16 protein-coding genes are annotated in these 13856 nt (G+C 69.8%); 5 read left to right on the top strand and 11 right to left on the bottom strand.

All coding sequences use genetic code 11. The features are described from left to right. Positions 1-25: 25 nt before the first annotated feature. Entirely contained in the window at positions 26-586 is a 561-nt protein-coding gene (locus tag F9C11_RS10905; protein ID WP_409184741.1) for a dihydrofolate reductase family protein, read from the top strand. Here the strand turns inward: F9C11_RS10905 and F9C11_RS10900 are convergent. After that, positions 583-1377, bottom strand: a complete 795-nt coding sequence (locus F9C11_RS10900; protein WP_409184740.1) for a metallophosphoesterase — start codon at positions 1375-1377, stop codon at positions 583-585. The genes F9C11_RS10905 and F9C11_RS10900 overlap by 4 nt on opposite strands. Before the next feature lie 37 nt (positions 1378-1414). Then, positions 1415-2209, bottom strand: coding sequence for an HAD-IIA family hydrolase (locus F9C11_RS10895; protein ID WP_409184739.1), 795 nt, complete (start codon positions 2207-2209; stop codon positions 1415-1417). Between the two features lie 194 nt (positions 2210-2403). On the opposite strand from F9C11_RS10895, the gene F9C11_RS10890 reads away from it, so the two are divergent. Beyond that, complete coding sequence (locus F9C11_RS10890) at positions 2404-4182, top strand: multicopper oxidase family protein (protein WP_409184738.1); 1779 nt, start codon at positions 2404-2406, stop codon at positions 4180-4182. 39 nt (positions 4183-4221) lie between these two features. On the opposite strand, the gene F9C11_RS10885 is transcribed toward F9C11_RS10890, so the two are convergent. Genes F9C11_RS10885 through F9C11_RS10865 form a run of 5 tightly spaced genes read right to left on the bottom strand, consistent with a single transcriptional unit; the run spans position 4222 to position 7799 of the window. After that, complete coding sequence (locus F9C11_RS10885; protein WP_409184737.1) at positions 4222-5301, bottom strand: sulfate/molybdate ABC transporter ATP-binding protein; 1080 nt, start codon at positions 5299-5301, stop codon at positions 4222-4224. Further along, a complete protein-coding gene (locus F9C11_RS10880) occupies positions 5298-6074 on the bottom strand; it encodes an ABC transporter permease (RefSeq protein WP_409186869.1) in 777 nt (258 codons plus the stop codon). The genes F9C11_RS10885 and F9C11_RS10880 overlap by 4 nt, the downstream gene beginning before the upstream one ends. A 31-nt stretch (positions 6075-6105) precedes the next feature. Continuing rightward, the gene (gene modA / locus F9C11_RS10875; protein WP_409184736.1) at positions 6106-6906 is read right to left on the bottom strand and encodes a molybdate ABC transporter substrate-binding protein; all 801 of its coding nucleotides are present in this window, start codon (positions 6904-6906) and stop codon (positions 6106-6108) included. Continuing rightward, entirely contained in the window at positions 6903-7307 is a 405-nt protein-coding gene (locus F9C11_RS10870) for a molybdopterin-binding protein (RefSeq protein WP_009083933.1), read from the bottom strand. Before F9C11_RS10870 ends, modA begins: the two co-directional genes overlap by 4 nt. A 33-nt stretch (positions 7308-7340) precedes the next feature. Continuing rightward, the gene (locus F9C11_RS10865) at positions 7341-7799 is read right to left on the bottom strand and encodes a MarR family transcriptional regulator (RefSeq protein WP_409184735.1); all 459 of its coding nucleotides are present in this window, start codon (positions 7797-7799) and stop codon (positions 7341-7343) included. An 86-nt stretch (positions 7800-7885) separates the two neighbouring features. On the opposite strand from F9C11_RS10865, the gene moaA reads away from it, so the two are divergent. The 3 genes from moaA (at position 7886) to F9C11_RS10850 (ending at position 10528) form a co-directional block, all read left to right on the top strand. Continuing rightward, positions 7886-8950, top strand: coding sequence for a GTP 3',8-cyclase MoaA (moaA, locus tag F9C11_RS10860; RefSeq protein ID WP_409184734.1), 1065 nt, complete (start codon positions 7886-7888; stop codon positions 8948-8950). Between the two features lie 33 nt (positions 8951-8983). Next, a complete protein-coding gene (locus F9C11_RS10855; protein ID WP_409184733.1) occupies positions 8984-9235 on the top strand; it encodes a MoaD/ThiS family protein in 252 nt (83 codons plus the stop codon). 663 nt (positions 9236-9898) lie between these two features. Next, the gene (locus F9C11_RS10850; RefSeq protein ID WP_409184732.1) at positions 9899-10528 is read left to right on the top strand and encodes a transglycosylase family protein; all 630 of its coding nucleotides are present in this window, start codon (positions 9899-9901) and stop codon (positions 10526-10528) included. A gap of 163 nt (positions 10529-10691) precedes the next feature. Here F9C11_RS10850 and F9C11_RS10845 read toward each other — a convergent pair whose 3' ends face one another. The 4 genes from F9C11_RS10845 to F9C11_RS10830 form a co-directional block, all read right to left on the bottom strand. Next, positions 10692-11615 (bottom strand): molybdenum cofactor biosynthesis protein MoaE, encoded by a 924-nt coding sequence (locus F9C11_RS10845; RefSeq protein WP_409184731.1) that lies wholly within the window; start codon positions 11613-11615, stop codon positions 10692-10694. Then, complete coding sequence (moaC, locus tag F9C11_RS10840) at positions 11612-12082, bottom strand: cyclic pyranopterin monophosphate synthase MoaC (protein ID WP_078560995.1); 471 nt, start codon at positions 12080-12082, stop codon at positions 11612-11614. The genes F9C11_RS10845 and moaC overlap by 4 nt, the downstream gene beginning before the upstream one ends. Positions 12083-12092: 10 nt before the next feature. Then, positions 12093-13487: an NAD-dependent malic enzyme gene (locus F9C11_RS10835; RefSeq protein ID WP_409184730.1), complete on the bottom strand. Its 1395-nt coding sequence runs from the start codon at positions 13485-13487 to the stop codon at positions 12093-12095. A 147-nt stretch (positions 13488-13634) separates the two neighbouring features. Beyond that, positions 13635-13814, bottom strand: a complete 180-nt coding sequence (locus tag F9C11_RS10830) for a hypothetical protein (protein ID WP_409184729.1) — start codon at positions 13812-13814, stop codon at positions 13635-13637. Positions 13815-13856 lie beyond the last annotated feature (42 nt).

The following is a 13856-nucleotide window of genomic DNA, read 5'->3' as shown; positions in this document are numbered from 1 at the left end:
GTCTTTCGGCAGCAGGCTAAGCCGCATGACGACCACTCGAAAGCTCATTCTCGGTTTCTACGTCTCCCTCGACGGCAAGAGCGCCGACGCCGACAACGGCATCCGCGACGTCATGATGTCGATCGACGACCCCGAGCAGGAGAAATACTTCGTCGACCAGCTCTGGGAAGCCGGGGCCTTCCTCATGGGCCGCACCACCTACGAGGCCATGGCGGGCTTCTGGCCCACCGCAGACCATCCCTCGGCCAAGGCGATGAACGCGATTCCCAAGGTCGTGTTCTCCAGATCCCTGACCACCGCCGACTGGGCCGAGACCCGGATCGCCAGCGGGGACCTCGCCGAAGAAATCGCCAAGCTCAAGGCCGAGCCCGGCAAGGATCTCGTCGCCGCGGGCGGGACCGCGTTCCTGCATTCGCTGATCAAGCTCGGCGTCGTGGACGAATACCGGCTCTGGGTGCTGCCCGCGGTCACCGGCAAGGGCGCGGCGCTGTTCCCCGAGCTGGAACAGGCCCGGCGGCTGCGTCTGGTGAAGAGCACCGCCTTCCCGTCCGGGATTCTCGAACTGCGATACGCCCCGGCCGCCTAGTCCTCCGGCTCGAAGGGAAGCTTCACCACGAGACACGGGCCGCCGACGAACAGGCCGCCGTCGATGCCCAGCGCTTTTCCTCCGGCGTAGAGGTACGGGCCCTCGATCTGCGTCGGGTGGATGCCCAGCTGGTCGGCGATCACGCTGTGCCCGTGGACGATCCGCGAGCCGCCGAGCGCCTTGAGCATCCGTTCGGCGTTCTCCTCGCCGTCCGGGCCGCGGAAGGCGTACCGGGTGGTCATCCGGCGCCACACGTCCCACCAGGCCTCGATGTTGCTGCCGGAGAGAATGTCGTGCGCGGTGGCGTTGATCGAGTCGAGGTCCTCGCCCCAGTCGAGGTACTCGAGAGTGTCCGAGTGCAGCAGCAGATGGTCCTCGTCGACCGCGACCAGCGGGCGCGCGGTGAGCCATTCGATGTGCTCGGGGGTGAGCCGGTCCTGGTCCGACAGCAGGCCGCCGTTGATCTCCCAGCTGCGCGCGAAACTGCGCGGCCCGAAATCGGACGGCACCGGACGGTCGCCGAAGTGGTACATCCCGAGCAGCAGGATCTCGTGGTTGCCGAGCAGCATCTGCACCGAGCCGCCCGCTTCGGCCGCCTGGTCCTGCAGCTGCCGCACGAGGTCGATCACCCCGACGCCGTCCGGGCCGCGGTCGGTGAAGTCGCCGAGGAACCACAACCGGTCGTCGACGCCGGCCCAGTTGCCGTCGCTGTCGACCAGGCCCTCGGCGCGCAGTGCGTCAACCAGGGCGTCCCGGTGCCCGTGGACGTCGCCCACCACATAGACGCTCATCGTTTGACGATATGCCCTGATCCCGGGCGGTGGGCGGTCAGCCTTCGCCGAACGGGTCGAGCGTTCGCCCGATCAGGTCGGCGACCGAGCCGATCACCTTCGTCGGCCGGTACGGGTAGTTCTCCACCGACTCCTCGTTCGAGATGCCGGTGAGCACCAGGATGGTCTGCAGCCCGGCCTCGATCCCGGAGTGCACGTCGGTGTCCATCCGGTCGCCGATCATGAGCGTCGACTCCGAATGCGCGCCCAGCCGGCGCAGCGCGGACCGCATCATCAGCGGGTTCGGCTTGCCGACGTAGTACGGCGAGCGGCCGGTGGCGCGCTCGATCAGCGCCGCGACGGACCCGGTGGCCGGCATCGAGCCCTCGACGCTCGGGCCGGTCGCGTCCGGGTTGGTCGCGATGAACTTCGCGCCGCCCTCGATCAGCCGGATCGCGCGGGTGATCGCGCTGAAGCTGTACGTGCGCGTTTCGCCGAGCACGACGTAGTCCGGGTCGCGTTCGGTCAGCACGTAGCCGACCTCGTGCAGCGCCGTGGTGAGCCCGGCCTCGCCGATCACGAACGCCGAGCCGTTCGGCCGCTGCGACGCGAGGAACTTCGCGGTGGCCAGCGCCGAGGTCCAGATGGACTCCTCGGGAATGTCCAAACCAGTCCGCAGCAGCCGCGCCCGCAAGTCGCGCGGGGTGTAGATGGAGTTATTGGTGAGCACTAAAAAGTCGATCTCGTTGTTGCGCAGTTCGGCAAGGAACTCGTCCGCCCCAGGGACGAGGTGTTCCTCCCTGACCAGCACACCGTCCATGTCGGAGAGATACGTCCACCGGCCTTCGCTCATGCGCGAAAACCTATCACGCGCGCGATCCGCCTGCGGCATACGACGAAAACGGCTACAGTGGAAATTGCCGGCAACGCGAGGGGAGTCGCGGAGCCGGTTACCGAGGGGGTTCGGGGGAATCTTTTCCGTAAGCACCGGCGCATTCGCCGTCGCGCAATTCTTCCTGCCCCTTGTCTTGAAGGGGGAACAATCCGATGACCGACATCATCGACCGGCCCGCCGCCGCGGGCGCGATCACCGGGCCGAACTGGGGGCTCGCCAAATTCCTTGACCCGCTGCCGGTTCCGCCGGTGCTGCGGCCGCCGTGGTGGGGACAGGACATGATCACCATTCCGATGGTGGCGAAGCGGCAGCGGCTGCACTCGCAATTGCCGCCGAGCACCTTGTGGACTTATGCGGGACATTTCCCGGGGCCGACAATCGAAGTGCGCAGCGGCAAACAACTGCGGATTTCGTGGTCGAACGAAATAGAAGGCGAGTTCCCGCTGGTCGCCGTTCAGGGGCCGGTGGCCGACGCGCCGACCAGCCGCCCCGGCCGCGAACTCGACCGGCCCGGCTACTCGATCGTCGACGGCGTCGCGGACCTGCCCGCGTGGACCGTCGTCCACCTGCACGGCGCCCGCACCAACGCGGGCAACGACGGCTGGGCGCACAACGCCGGGCTCAAGGGAACTTCGCAGCTCGTCGAGTACCAGAACCGGCAGCAGGCGATGCCGCTCTGGTACCACGACCACGCCATGGCGATCACCCGCTTCAACGTCCACACGGGCCTGGCCGGGATGTACCTGATCCGCGACGACGAGGAGGACGAACTCGGCCTGCCCGGCGGAGACCGGGAACTGCCGCTGATCCTGGCCGACCGCAATCTCGACACCGACCCGGCGACCGGGCAGCTCACCGGGCAGCTGCTGTACAAGTTCCCGTATGTGCCGAACGGGCCGATGATCCCGTTCTCCGGTCCGTTCACGCTGGTCAACGGCGTGATCTGGCCGCACCTCGACGTCACCCCGCGGTGGTACCGCTTCCGGCTGCTCAACGCGGCCAACGAACGGTTCTTCACGCTGAACCTGGTCGACGAGAACAACGTGCCGCAGAACGACGCCGTCCGCCTGATCGGCACCGACGGCGGGTTGCTGCCCGCGCCCGCGCCGGTGCCGTCCGGCGGACTGACCGTCGCGCCCGCCGAGCGCTTCGACGTGCTGGTCGACTTCAGCAGGTTCCGGGGGCGGAAACTCAAGCTGCGCAACGCGGATCCGCTCCTGGGCGGGGTCGAACCGGACGTCATGGAGTTCCGGGTGGACAGCCGCCCGCGGCACGATTCGTTCGAGCTGCCCGAAAAGCTCTCGTCGTCGTACGTCCGGATCAAGCACGGTTCGACGCTGCCGGAGGACCACCACCACGTCTGGGTCGCGCTGCTGCTCAACGCCGCCGGGCATCCGGAGATGTGGGACCTCGAACAGGTCGACGCCGATCCGGGCGGCAAGGGGGTCATCCAGGTCAAGGACCCGGCGGGCGGGCTGAAGACGTTCCGGATGGTCGGCCGGATCTTCGACGACACCACCGGCGTCTTCCTCGACCACGGCAAATGGGCGGTGTGGAACATCGTGCACGTCGCGGACGGCGGGCCCGCGCATCCGTTCCACATCCACCTGACCGAATTCCAGGCGCTCTTCCGGCGGAAGTTCACCACCACGTTCGACCCGGCCGCCGAGCGCACGACCGCGGCGATCGAGGGATTCACCGAGGTCCCGCTGGAAAAGTACGAGGAGGGCTGGAAGGACACGATCATCGTGAACCCCGGCGAGTGGGTGAGCGTCGCCGGCCAGTTCGGCGGCGGCACCGGCGAGTTCATGTACCACTGCCACATCCTCGACCACGAGGACGAGGGCATGATGCGGCCGTTCGTCGTGCATCCGCCTGAGGTGGCGAAGTTCCACGTGCACCCGGGCGGAGGCCACCACCACGAAGGCTGACCGGGGCCGAGCCGGGCGCCGCGTGGGGGGACGCCCGGCTCAGGAGGCCGCGGCCGGGTGCACCGCCACGGTCGCGGCCTTCACCGACAGCGTCACCGCCGAACCGGGCTCCAACGCGAGTTCCGCGACGGCGGCCGGGGTGAGATCGGCGGTCAGGCCGTGTGCCCAGCCGTCGCCCTCGGTCCGGACGCGGATTACCGGGCCGTGCGGTTCCAGTGCGGCGACGATGGCGTCGATCGTGTTGCGCGGGCTGCCGTGGTGCTCGCCGTCATGCGGATAAACCGCGACCGCGTTCGGCGCGAATACCGCGACCGCCGGCTCGTCCACCACGGTGTCCGGCGTCAGCAATCCCGTCACCACCTCACCGGACGGCGTAAGCAATCCGTCCGCCACCGCCACGCCGGAAACCAGGTTCAGCCCCGCGATCCGTGCGGTGAACGGCGTGCGCGGCGCGGCCAGCACCTCCCGCGTCGGGCCGCGTTCGACGATTCGGCCGCCGTTCATCACCGCGACGTGGTCGGCCAGCGCCAGTGCGTCCAGCGGATCGTGGGTGACCAGCACGGTCGTCGGGCCGTCGCGCAACACTCGGCGCAGCAGGCCGCGGATCGCCGGAGCCGAGTCCACATCGAGTGCGGCGAAGGGTTCGTCCAGCAGCAGCAGATCCGGCGCGGACGCCAGCGCTCGCGCGATCGCTACCCGCTGCTGCTGTCCGCCGGACAGCTGGCTCGGCCGCCGGTTCGCGAATTCCGCGGCGTCCACTTCGGACAGCCAGCGCGTGGCGAGCGCTCGCGCCTCCGCCCGTCCGGTTCCGGTCGAGCGCGGCGAGAACGCGACATTGTCCATTGCGGACAGATGCGGGAAGAGCAGTGCGTCCTGGGACAGCAGCCCGATCCGCCGTTCGTGCGGCGGCAGGTCGACGCCGTTCCCAGCCAGCCGTCGGCCGGCGAGCGTGACGTCGGCCGAGGTCACCGTCAACAGACCGGCGAGGCCACCGAGCACAGTGGACTTCCCGGAGCCGTTGGGTCCGAGCAGCGCGAGCACGGTGCCGCCGGGCACGGTGAACTCGACGTCGAGCGAGAACTCGCCGCGGGTCAGCGCCAGCTTCGCGGAAAGCGTCACCGCAGCCCGCCTTCCCACGACCGCGGCCGCGCGACCGCGATGACCAGGATCGCGACCACGATGAGCAGCAACGCGAGCGCGACCGCGCTGTCGATGTCCACTTCGGCCTGCGTGTAGACCTCGAGCGGCAGCGTCCGGGTCACGCCTTCCAGACTGCCCGCGAACGTGATGGTCGCGCCGAATTCGCCCAGCGCGCGAGCGAAACTCAGCACCACGCCGGAGCCGAGCGCGGGCAGCAGCAACGGCAGCGTCACCCGGCGGAACACCGTCCACGGGCGCGCGCCGAGGGTCGAGGCGACCTGCTCGTAGCGGTCGCCGGAACCGCGCAGCGCACCTTCCAGGCTGACGACGAGGAACGGCATCGCCACGAACGTCTGCGCGATGACCACCGCGGCCGTCGTGAACGGCACCTGCTCGCCGGTCAGCCAGGTGAGCAGAATGCCGAGAAAACCCTTGCGGCCCAAGAGGTACAGCAGGGCCAAGCCGCCGACCACCGGCGGCAGCACGAGCGGCAGCAGCACGATCGACCGCAGCATCCGCACGCCCGGCACCCGGGAGCGGGCCAGCACGACCGCCAGCGGGACCCCGAGCACCACACAGGCCACTGTGGACAGTGCGGCGGTCACCAGCGACAGCCGGAGCGCGTTCAGCGACGAGGGCGTCACCAGCAGCGACGGCAGCCGGGTCAGATCGGACCGCACGAGCAGACCGACGACCGGCAGCACGACGAGCGCGAGCGCGGCGACGGCGGGGAACCAGAGGAGCAGCGGCACCCGGGCGTGCGGCGGCCGGGTCCCGGCCGCCTTACTTGCCAGGCCCAAAACCGACCTTGGCCAGTTCGGCCTTGCCCTGCGCCCCGAGGACGAAATCGGTGAACTGCTTCGCCAGCGCCGCCTGCGGAGCGTTCTTCACGACCGCGATCGGGTACTGGTTCACCACGCCCGAGGACTCCGGGAAGTCGACCTTGTCCACCTTGCCCGCCGCCGACGTCGCGTCGGTGACGTACACCAGCCCGGCGTCGGCGTCGCCCGACTGGACCTTGGCCAGCACCTGCTTGACGTTCGTCTCCTCGCTCACCGGCTTGAGCGCGGTCCCGGTGCTCTGCTCGACCTTCCGCGTCGCCGAACCGCACGGCACCTGCTGCGCGCACACGACCACGTTCAGTCCCGGCTTGGTGAGATCGGCGAAGGTCTTGACGCCCTTCGGGTTCCCCTTGGCCACGGCGATCGCGAGCTTGTTGGTGGCGAACACCGCCGGCTGGCCGTCGATGACGCCGTCCTGCACGGCCTTGTCCATGTTCTTCTGGTCCGCCGAGGCGAACACGTCGGCCTTGGCCCCGTTGTCCAGCTTCTGCACGAGCGCGGAGGAACCCTCGTAGTCGAAGGTGACCTTGACGCCCGGGTGCGCGGCCTCGAACTGCTTGCCCAGCGCGTTGAACGACTCGGTGAGCGAGGCCGCGGCGAACACGGTCAGCGTGCCGCTCGCGCCGCCGGCCGGAGCGGGCGCGGAACCCGCACCCGGAGCGGAACTGGGCTGGTCGCCGGAACTGCACGCACTAGCGAGAAGCGCGAGCGACGCGGCGCCGACGAGGGCGAGCTTCTTCATCTGGATCCTTCCGGGGTTTCCACCACGACGGTGGTCGCCTTGACCACGGCGACCGCGAGCACGCCCGGGCGCAGCCCGAGTTCGCGCACCGCCTCGGTGCTCATCAGTGACACCACCCGGTGCGCCCCGCACTGCAGTTCGACCTGCGCCATCACCTTGTCGGCGACGACCTCGGTGACGAGCCCGACGAAGCGGTTGCGGGCCGAGCGGCCGACCGCCGACGGATCGTCCGGTTCGGACGCTTGCGCCCGGGCGAACCCGGCGAGCTGGGCCCCGTCGACGACCTTGCGGCCCGCGGCGTCGTCCGTCGCGGTCAGCTGCCCCGCGCGAACCCACCGGCGGACGGTGTCGTCGCTTACGCCGAGCAGCCGGGCGGCCTCGGACAACCGAAATTGCGGCATGGCCGGAACATTATCCCCGCAGATGCGGAAAAGCTATGCGCGAGGCGCGTTTTCGCGTAACGCTTCGAGCATTGCGAACTGATAACGCCCGAGGACTTTCCGTTCCGCGGAAGCGAACTCCGCGAGCACCCCGGCGAGCCGCCGCTCGACCCGCGCGGAGACCGCGGCGAGCCTCTCCCGGCCGGCGGCGGTGATCGTCACGAGCACCTTCCGGCGGTCGGTGCGGTCGCGTTCGCGCAGCACCAGACCGGCCTTCTCGAGCCGGTCGAGCACACCGGTCACCGCACCCGTCGACAACCCGGTGAGCTGCCCGATCCGGCCTGGCGTAAGGGAATCCGCGGGGTGCCCGGCGAGTTCGAGAGCCTGCAGTTCGGTCGCGGAGAGCCCTTCGCGGGCGGCGTCGCGAGCGTGCTGGAGGACGAGGTGCGTGCGCAGCTGAGCCGCCAGCGCCGCGAAGTGAGTCAGCTCACTGTTCGTATCCGCGGTGCTCACCGAGTGCCTCCACATCGGAACCGAGGGTGGTTTCCAGGATTTTCGCAAGACTGCCTTCCGCGGCGCCGCAAGCTATCCTCAGCGTAATGACAGCAGTGCATCTCGGGTTTCCTCGCGTCCCCGGCAACCGAGGTCCGTCCGGCACGCCCCGGCCCGAGCACCCCGGTCTCGTCGATTCCTTCGGGCGCGTCGCGACCGACCTGCGAGTCTCCCTCACCGACCGGTGCAATCTGCGCTGCACGTACTGCATGCCGGCCGAGGGCCTCGACTGGATGCCGAGCGAGCAGGTGCTGACCGACGACGAGCTGGTCCGGCTGATGCGGATCGCGGTGGAGCTGCTCGGCGTCACCGACATCCGGCTGACCGGCGGCGAACCGCTGCTGCGCCCGGGACTGGAAAAGATCGTCGAGCGGATCACCGCGCTCGAACCGCGCCCCCGGGTGTCCATGACCACCAACGGGATCGGGCTGGCCAAACGCGCCCCCGGCCTCGTCGCGGCCGGGCTCGACCGGATCAACGTGTCGCTGGACACCATCGACCGCGAGCGCTTCGCCGAGCTGACCCGCCGCGACCGGCTGCCGCACGTGCTGGCCGGCCTCGCCGCCGCCCGCGACGCCGGGCTGTCGCCGGTCAAGATCAACTCCGTGCTGATGCGCGGCTACAACGAGCACGAGGCGGTGCCGCTGCTGCGGTTCTGCCTCGAAGAGGGCTATCACCTGCGGTTCATCGAGCAGATGCCGCTGGACGCGCAGCACGGCTGGAACCGCCGCGACATGATCACCGCCGAGGAGATCCTCGCGATGCTCGGCGAGGCCTTCACCCTCTCCCCGTTCCCGGCCCCGCGCGGCGGCGCGCCCGCCGAGCGCTGGCTGGTCGACGGCGGTCCGGGCGACGTGGGCGTGATCGCATCGGTGACCAGGCCGTTCTGCTCCGCCTGCGAGCGCACCCGGCTGACCGCCGACGGCGCCGTCCGCTCCTGCCTCTTCTCGAACGACGAGACAGACCTGCGCGCCCTCGTGCGCGCGGGCGCGCGCGACGAGGAGGTGGCGGACGCGTGGCGGGCCACGATGTGGCGCAAGCTCGCGGGCCACGAGATCAACGAGGCCGGCTTCGCGCAGCCGATCCGGCCGATGAGCGCGATCGGCGGCTGAGCCATGACCTCTCCTTCGGTGCCCTCTTCCTCGATGACGGTCGTCGTCCGGTACTTCGCCTCGGCGCGGGCCGCGGCGGGAGCCGAGGAGGAGAAGGTGGAGCTGGCGGCGGGCGCGACGGTGGCCGACGCCGTCCAGGCGCTGCGCGAGCTGCACCCCGGGCAACTTTCCCGCGTTCTCGACGCGGCGAGCTTCCTGGTCAACGAGGTGGCGGTGCGCGATCGCGGCCGCACGCTCAGTGACGGGGCCCGCCTGGACGTCCTCCCGCCGTTCGCCGGCGGATGAGCCGCCGGAAAGCCCCCGTTCACGCGGCTGAGCGCCGCGCTGGCCGCCGGAGCGCCGGTTCCCGGCCGATTGGTCCGGACCACGGCGAATGGCGGCACTGGCGCGCTGAGCGGTCGGCACGCTTTATCCCTACTCTCCGAAGCGTTTCGCTCACGGCGTATTTCCGCTGCTCAAAGAACCACTCGGCGGGCAGTGGCCGACAGTTGACGAGTGGTTTAGAGTGCCCGCCCTTATCTGCTGCGAATGGCCCCTTGACGCCTTATCGACGTGACCCAAGCCTCACGATCCGTGAAATATCTCGGCAAGAAAACGGGCAGATAACGACGCTCTGACCAGCGGAAACAGCCGGATCGAGGCAGGTTGCGTGCCGTTACTGTGACGTAGGTCACACCCCGAATGATTTCCGATCACGCCGCGAATTACGTACCGTCGCTTTTCGGTTGGCCCCGACCGACCACGCAACACCGGGAATCCGTAGCGCCCAGCTCTGTCCAACGGATCCCCGGACCCATACCCCGAGCGAAAGCATTTCCGGACAGAGACGAGGGGACGAAGACGGCGCGTCGTGCGACGTCCGCGTCAGCCGCCCGGCAACGGGCGGACGGGCTCCCAACCCGACCCGCAGCATCGTGCTCGTAGGCGCAGGAATCGAGAAGTTTTCAGATGTCTTACCGAGGCAAGCACCGCAAGATGTCCGCCGCCACCCGCACCATTGCCCGTGTCGCAGTCGCGGGTATCGCGGTCGGCGCCCCCCTCGCGATCGCCGCGACCCCCGCGTCGGCGACCAACTGGGACGCCATCGCGCAGTGCGAGAGCGGCGGCAACTGGAGCACCAACACCGGAAACGGCTACTACGGTGGCCTCCAGTTCACCCAGAGCACCTGGAAGGCCTACGGCGGCACCGGCAGCCCGCAGGGCGCGTCGCGTGAGCAGCAGATCGCTGTCGCCGAGCGCGTGATGCAGGGCCAGGGCCCCGGCGCGTGGCCGGTGTGCAGCAAGAAGGCCGGTTCCTCGGCCTCTTCGCACAAGGCGACCCCGAAGAAGAGCACCGCCGCCAAGAAGAAGGCGACCCCGAAGAGCGTCGCCCCGAAGAAGGTGACCCAGCCGGTCGCCGCGCTGGTGGCGAACTCCAACCCGAACGGCGACTACACCGTCAAGGCTGGCGACACGCTCTCGAAGATCGCCAAGGAGCACAACATCCAGGGCGGCTACCAGAAGCTGCAGGACCTGAACAAGCAGTACGTGTCGAACCCGAACTTCATCGTGGTCGGCCAGAAGCTCGCCACCAAGTGAACCCTGGCCTCCTCGTGAGGCTGGTTCCGGCGCAGCGACTGCTGTGACAGAACGCCCGAAGGGCCCCACCGCGGCAAATCCCCTGGCGGTGGGGCCCTTCGTCGTCTCCGGGCTCGTGAGTGGCGATGCCGGTTAGAACCGGCATCGCCACTCACGACGAGAATCAGGGCGAGTTGACCCACTCGTCGGTGCCGTCGGTGAAGTGCTGGTGCTTCCACACCGGAAGCCGCGCCTTCACCTCGTCCACCAGCTCCGCGCACGCGATGAACGCCTGGCCGCGGTGCTCGGCGGCGACCGCGCAGGCGAGCGCCACATCGCCGATCGTCAGCGCGCCGACCCGGTGGCTCACCGCCACCGCCCGTACGCCCTTCCAGCGCGCCGCCAGGTCGTTGACCACCTCGGCGAGCACGTCCCGGGCCGTCGGGTGGCCCTCGTAGGTCAGATCGCGCACGCCCTTGCCGCCGTCGTGGTCGCGGACCACGCCGGAGAACGTGACCACGGCGCCCGCCGCGTCGTCCTCCACCAGGCGCGCGTGTTCTTCCACCGACAGCGGCTGGTCGCTCACCTCCGCCCGCAGGATCCGGACCGCGGGACCCGACGGCGCGGTCTCGCGCGGGTGGTCTCCACCGGCCAGCTGGTCCACCGCGTGCTCGAGAATGTCCGCCAAGACCCGCAGACCGTCCTTCACGCCGCCGCTCGACCCCGGAAGGTTCACCACGAGGGTCCGGCCCGCGACCCCGGCCACGCCGCGCGACAGGACCGCGGTGGGCACCTTCGGCAGCCCGGCCGCGCGGATCGCGTCCGCGACCCCGGGCAGCTCGTAGTCCAGCACCGCGCGGGTGACGTCCGGGGTCCGGTCGGTCGGCGAGATGCCGGTGCCGCCGGTGGTGAGGATCACCTGGACGCCGTCGGACACCGCGGCCCGCAGCGCGACGCCCACCGGGTCGCCGTCCTCGACGACGACCGGCGGCGGGACGTTGTAGCCCCGGTCGGCCAGCCAGGCGACGAGCACCGGGCCGGTCTTGTCCTCGTAGACGCCTCGCGCGGCGCGGTTCGACGCGACGATGACGCGCGCGGTCTTGGTCATGGCCGCTCCCAGGTCCCGGTCTTGCCGCCGTCCTTGCGGAGCAGCCGCACGTTGTCGAGCGTCGCGGCCGGGTCGACGGCCTTGATCATGTCGTGCAGCGTCAGCCCGGCGACCGCGACGGCGGTGAGCGCCTCCATCTCGACCCCGGTGACGTCCTTGGTCTTGGCTGTCGCGCTGATGTGCACGGCGGTCTCGGCCAGTTCGAACTCCACCTTGACCCCGGACAGCGCGATCTGGTGGCACAACGGGATCAGCTCGGGCACCCGCTTGGCGCCCATGATCCCGGCGATCCGCGCGGTCGCCAGCGCGTCGCCCTTGGGAAGGCCGTTGGCCGAAAGCAGGCCGACGACCTCCGCCGTGGTGTGGACGGTCCCGCCGGCCAGCGCGGTGCGCGCGGACGCGGTCTTGCCGGAGACGTCGACCATCCGGGCGGCGCCGGACTCGTCGACATGGCTGAGTTCACTCACGCCCGCGAGGCTACTGCCCGCGTTCCGCCCGCACCGCGTTGCGCACCGCTTCCGCGACCGCCGGGGCCACCGCGCTGTCGAACACGCTCGGCACGATGAACGACGCGTTGAGCTTGCCGTTGTCCACCACGTCGGCGATCGCGTCGGCGGCGGCCAGCAGCATGTTGTCGTCGATGTTGTGCGCGGCGGCGTCGAGCAGGCCGCGGAAGACGCCCGGGAAGGCCAGGACGTTGTTGATCTGGTTCGGGAAGTCGCTGCGGCCGGTGGCGACGACCGCGGCGTGCTTCTGCGCCTCCAGCGGGTCGATCTCCGGGTCCGGGTTGGCCAGCGCGAAGACGACCGCGTCGTCGTTCATCGTGGCGACCTGCTCCGCGCCGAAGAGGTTCGGGGCCGAGACGCCGATGAAGACGTCCGCGCCGACCAGCGCGTCGTGCAGCGTGCCGGACTTGCCGTCCTTGTTCGTGTGCTCGGCGATCCAGGTCAGGTTGTCGTCGAGGTTGCCGCGGTCGGGGTAGACGATGCCGTCGATGTCGGCGGCCACGATGTCGCCCGGGTTCTTGCGCAGCAGCAGGCGGATGATCGCGGACCCGGCCGCGCCGACGCCGCTGACCACGATCTTGCAGTCCTCGATGTTCTTCCCGACCACGCGCAGCGCGTTGCGCAGCGCGGCGACCACGACGATCGCGGTGCCGTGCTGGTCGTCGTGGAAGACCGGGATGTCCAGCTGCTCGCGCAGCCGCTTCTCGATTTCGAAGCAGCGAGGCGCGGCGATGTCCTCGAGGTTGATGCCCGCGTACACCGGCGCGAGCGCCTTCGCGATCATGATGATCTCTTCGGTGTCCTGGGTGTCCAGGCAGACCGGCCACGCGTCGACGCCGGCGAACTTCTTGAACAGCGCCGCCTTGCCCTCCATCACCGGCAGCGCGGCGGCCGGGCCGATGTTGCCGAGGCCGAGCACGGCGGAGCCGTCGGTGAGCACCGCGACGGTGTTGCGCTTGATGGTCAGCCGGCGCGCGTCCTCGGGGTTCGCCGCGATCGCCTGGCACACCCGGGCGACGCCGGGCGTGTACGCGCGGGAGAGGTCGTCGCGGTTGCGGAGCGCGACCTTGGGGCTGACCTCGATCTTGCCGCCGAGGTGGATCAGGAACGTCCGGTCCGAGACCTTGCGCACCCGCACGCCGGGCAGCGAATCGAGCGCCTGGGTGATGTCCTGCGCGTGGTTTTCCGACAGCGCGTTGGCGCTGATGTCGACCACGATCATGTCCGCGTGCGATTCGACGACGTCGAACGCCGTCAGCACGCCGCCTACGCGGCCGACCGCGGTGGTGAGATCACCCGCGGCCGTGGACGAGGCCGGGGCCTCGACCCGGACGGTGATCGAATACCCGGGACCGGGAACCGGCATGACACGTACTCCCCGCAGGTGGTGTGGGTTCGGACGGCTCGAATCTAGTCCGGTGACCCGCGCCACCCGACCCCAACCGGGTGACTGACCAGTAACTTCAGGTTCGGGGGCGCCGCCCGCGCGGCGCTCCCGAACGCGGTCCGCAGGTCAGCGGTTGATCTCGGTCTCCGGGTGCACGTAGGGCACCGTGTCGAGGGGGAAGGTCAGGTCGCCGAACGGCGAAAGCGCCCCCTGCCGGTCCGAGGACAGCTCGGTGACCGGGTGCTCGCCCGGTTCGCCCGGCCACGTCGGGTCGATGCCCTTGCTCTGCTTGTCGCCCTTCGCCACTGCTTCCTCCGAGGCCCTCGTCCGGCAAACTCGCACACAGTC

This window comes from Amycolatopsis sp. VS8301801F10 (genome assembly GCF_046195355.1).
Lineage (GTDB): Bacteria > Actinomycetota > Actinomycetes > Mycobacteriales > Pseudonocardiaceae > Amycolatopsis.
This window is presented reverse-complemented; position numbering and strand designations above follow the sequence as displayed.

Excerpts from the sequence above, each read along its gene's own strand:
- F9C11_RS10855 (WP_409184733.1), top strand. The coding sequence starts at position 8,984 with ATGACGGTCGTCGTCCGGTACTTCGCCTCGGCGCGGGCCGCGGCGGGA.
- modA (WP_409184736.1), bottom strand. The coding sequence starts at position 6,906 with ATGAAGAAGCTCGCCCTCGTCGGCGCCGCGTCGCTCGCGCTTCTCGCT.
- moaA (WP_409184734.1), top strand. The coding sequence starts at position 7,886 with ATGACAGCAGTGCATCTCGGGTTTCCTCGCGTCCCCGGCAACCGAGGT.
- F9C11_RS10890 (WP_409184738.1), top strand. The coding sequence starts at position 2,404 with ATGACCGACATCATCGACCGGCCCGCCGCCGCGGGCGCGATCACCGGG.
- F9C11_RS10900 (WP_409184740.1), bottom strand. The coding sequence starts at position 1,377 with ATGAGCGTCTATGTGGTGGGCGACGTCCACGGGCACCGGGACGCCCTG.
- F9C11_RS10895 (WP_409184739.1), bottom strand. The coding sequence starts at position 2,209 with ATGAGCGAAGGCCGGTGGACGTATCTCTCCGACATGGACGGTGTGCTG.
- F9C11_RS10850 (WP_409184732.1), top strand. The coding sequence starts at position 9,899 with ATGTCTTACCGAGGCAAGCACCGCAAGATGTCCGCCGCCACCCGCACC.
- F9C11_RS10870 (WP_009083933.1), bottom strand. The coding sequence starts at position 7,307 with ATGCCGCAATTTCGGTTGTCCGAGGCCGCCCGGCTGCTCGGCGTAAGC.
- F9C11_RS10845 (WP_409184731.1), bottom strand. The coding sequence starts at position 11,615 with ATGACCAAGACCGCGCGCGTCATCGTCGCGTCGAACCGCGCCGCGCGA.
- F9C11_RS10835 (WP_409184730.1), bottom strand. The coding sequence starts at position 13,487 with ATGCCGGTTCCCGGTCCCGGGTATTCGATCACCGTCCGGGTCGAGGCC.
- F9C11_RS10905 (WP_409184741.1), top strand. The coding sequence starts at position 26 with ATGACGACCACTCGAAAGCTCATTCTCGGTTTCTACGTCTCCCTCGAC.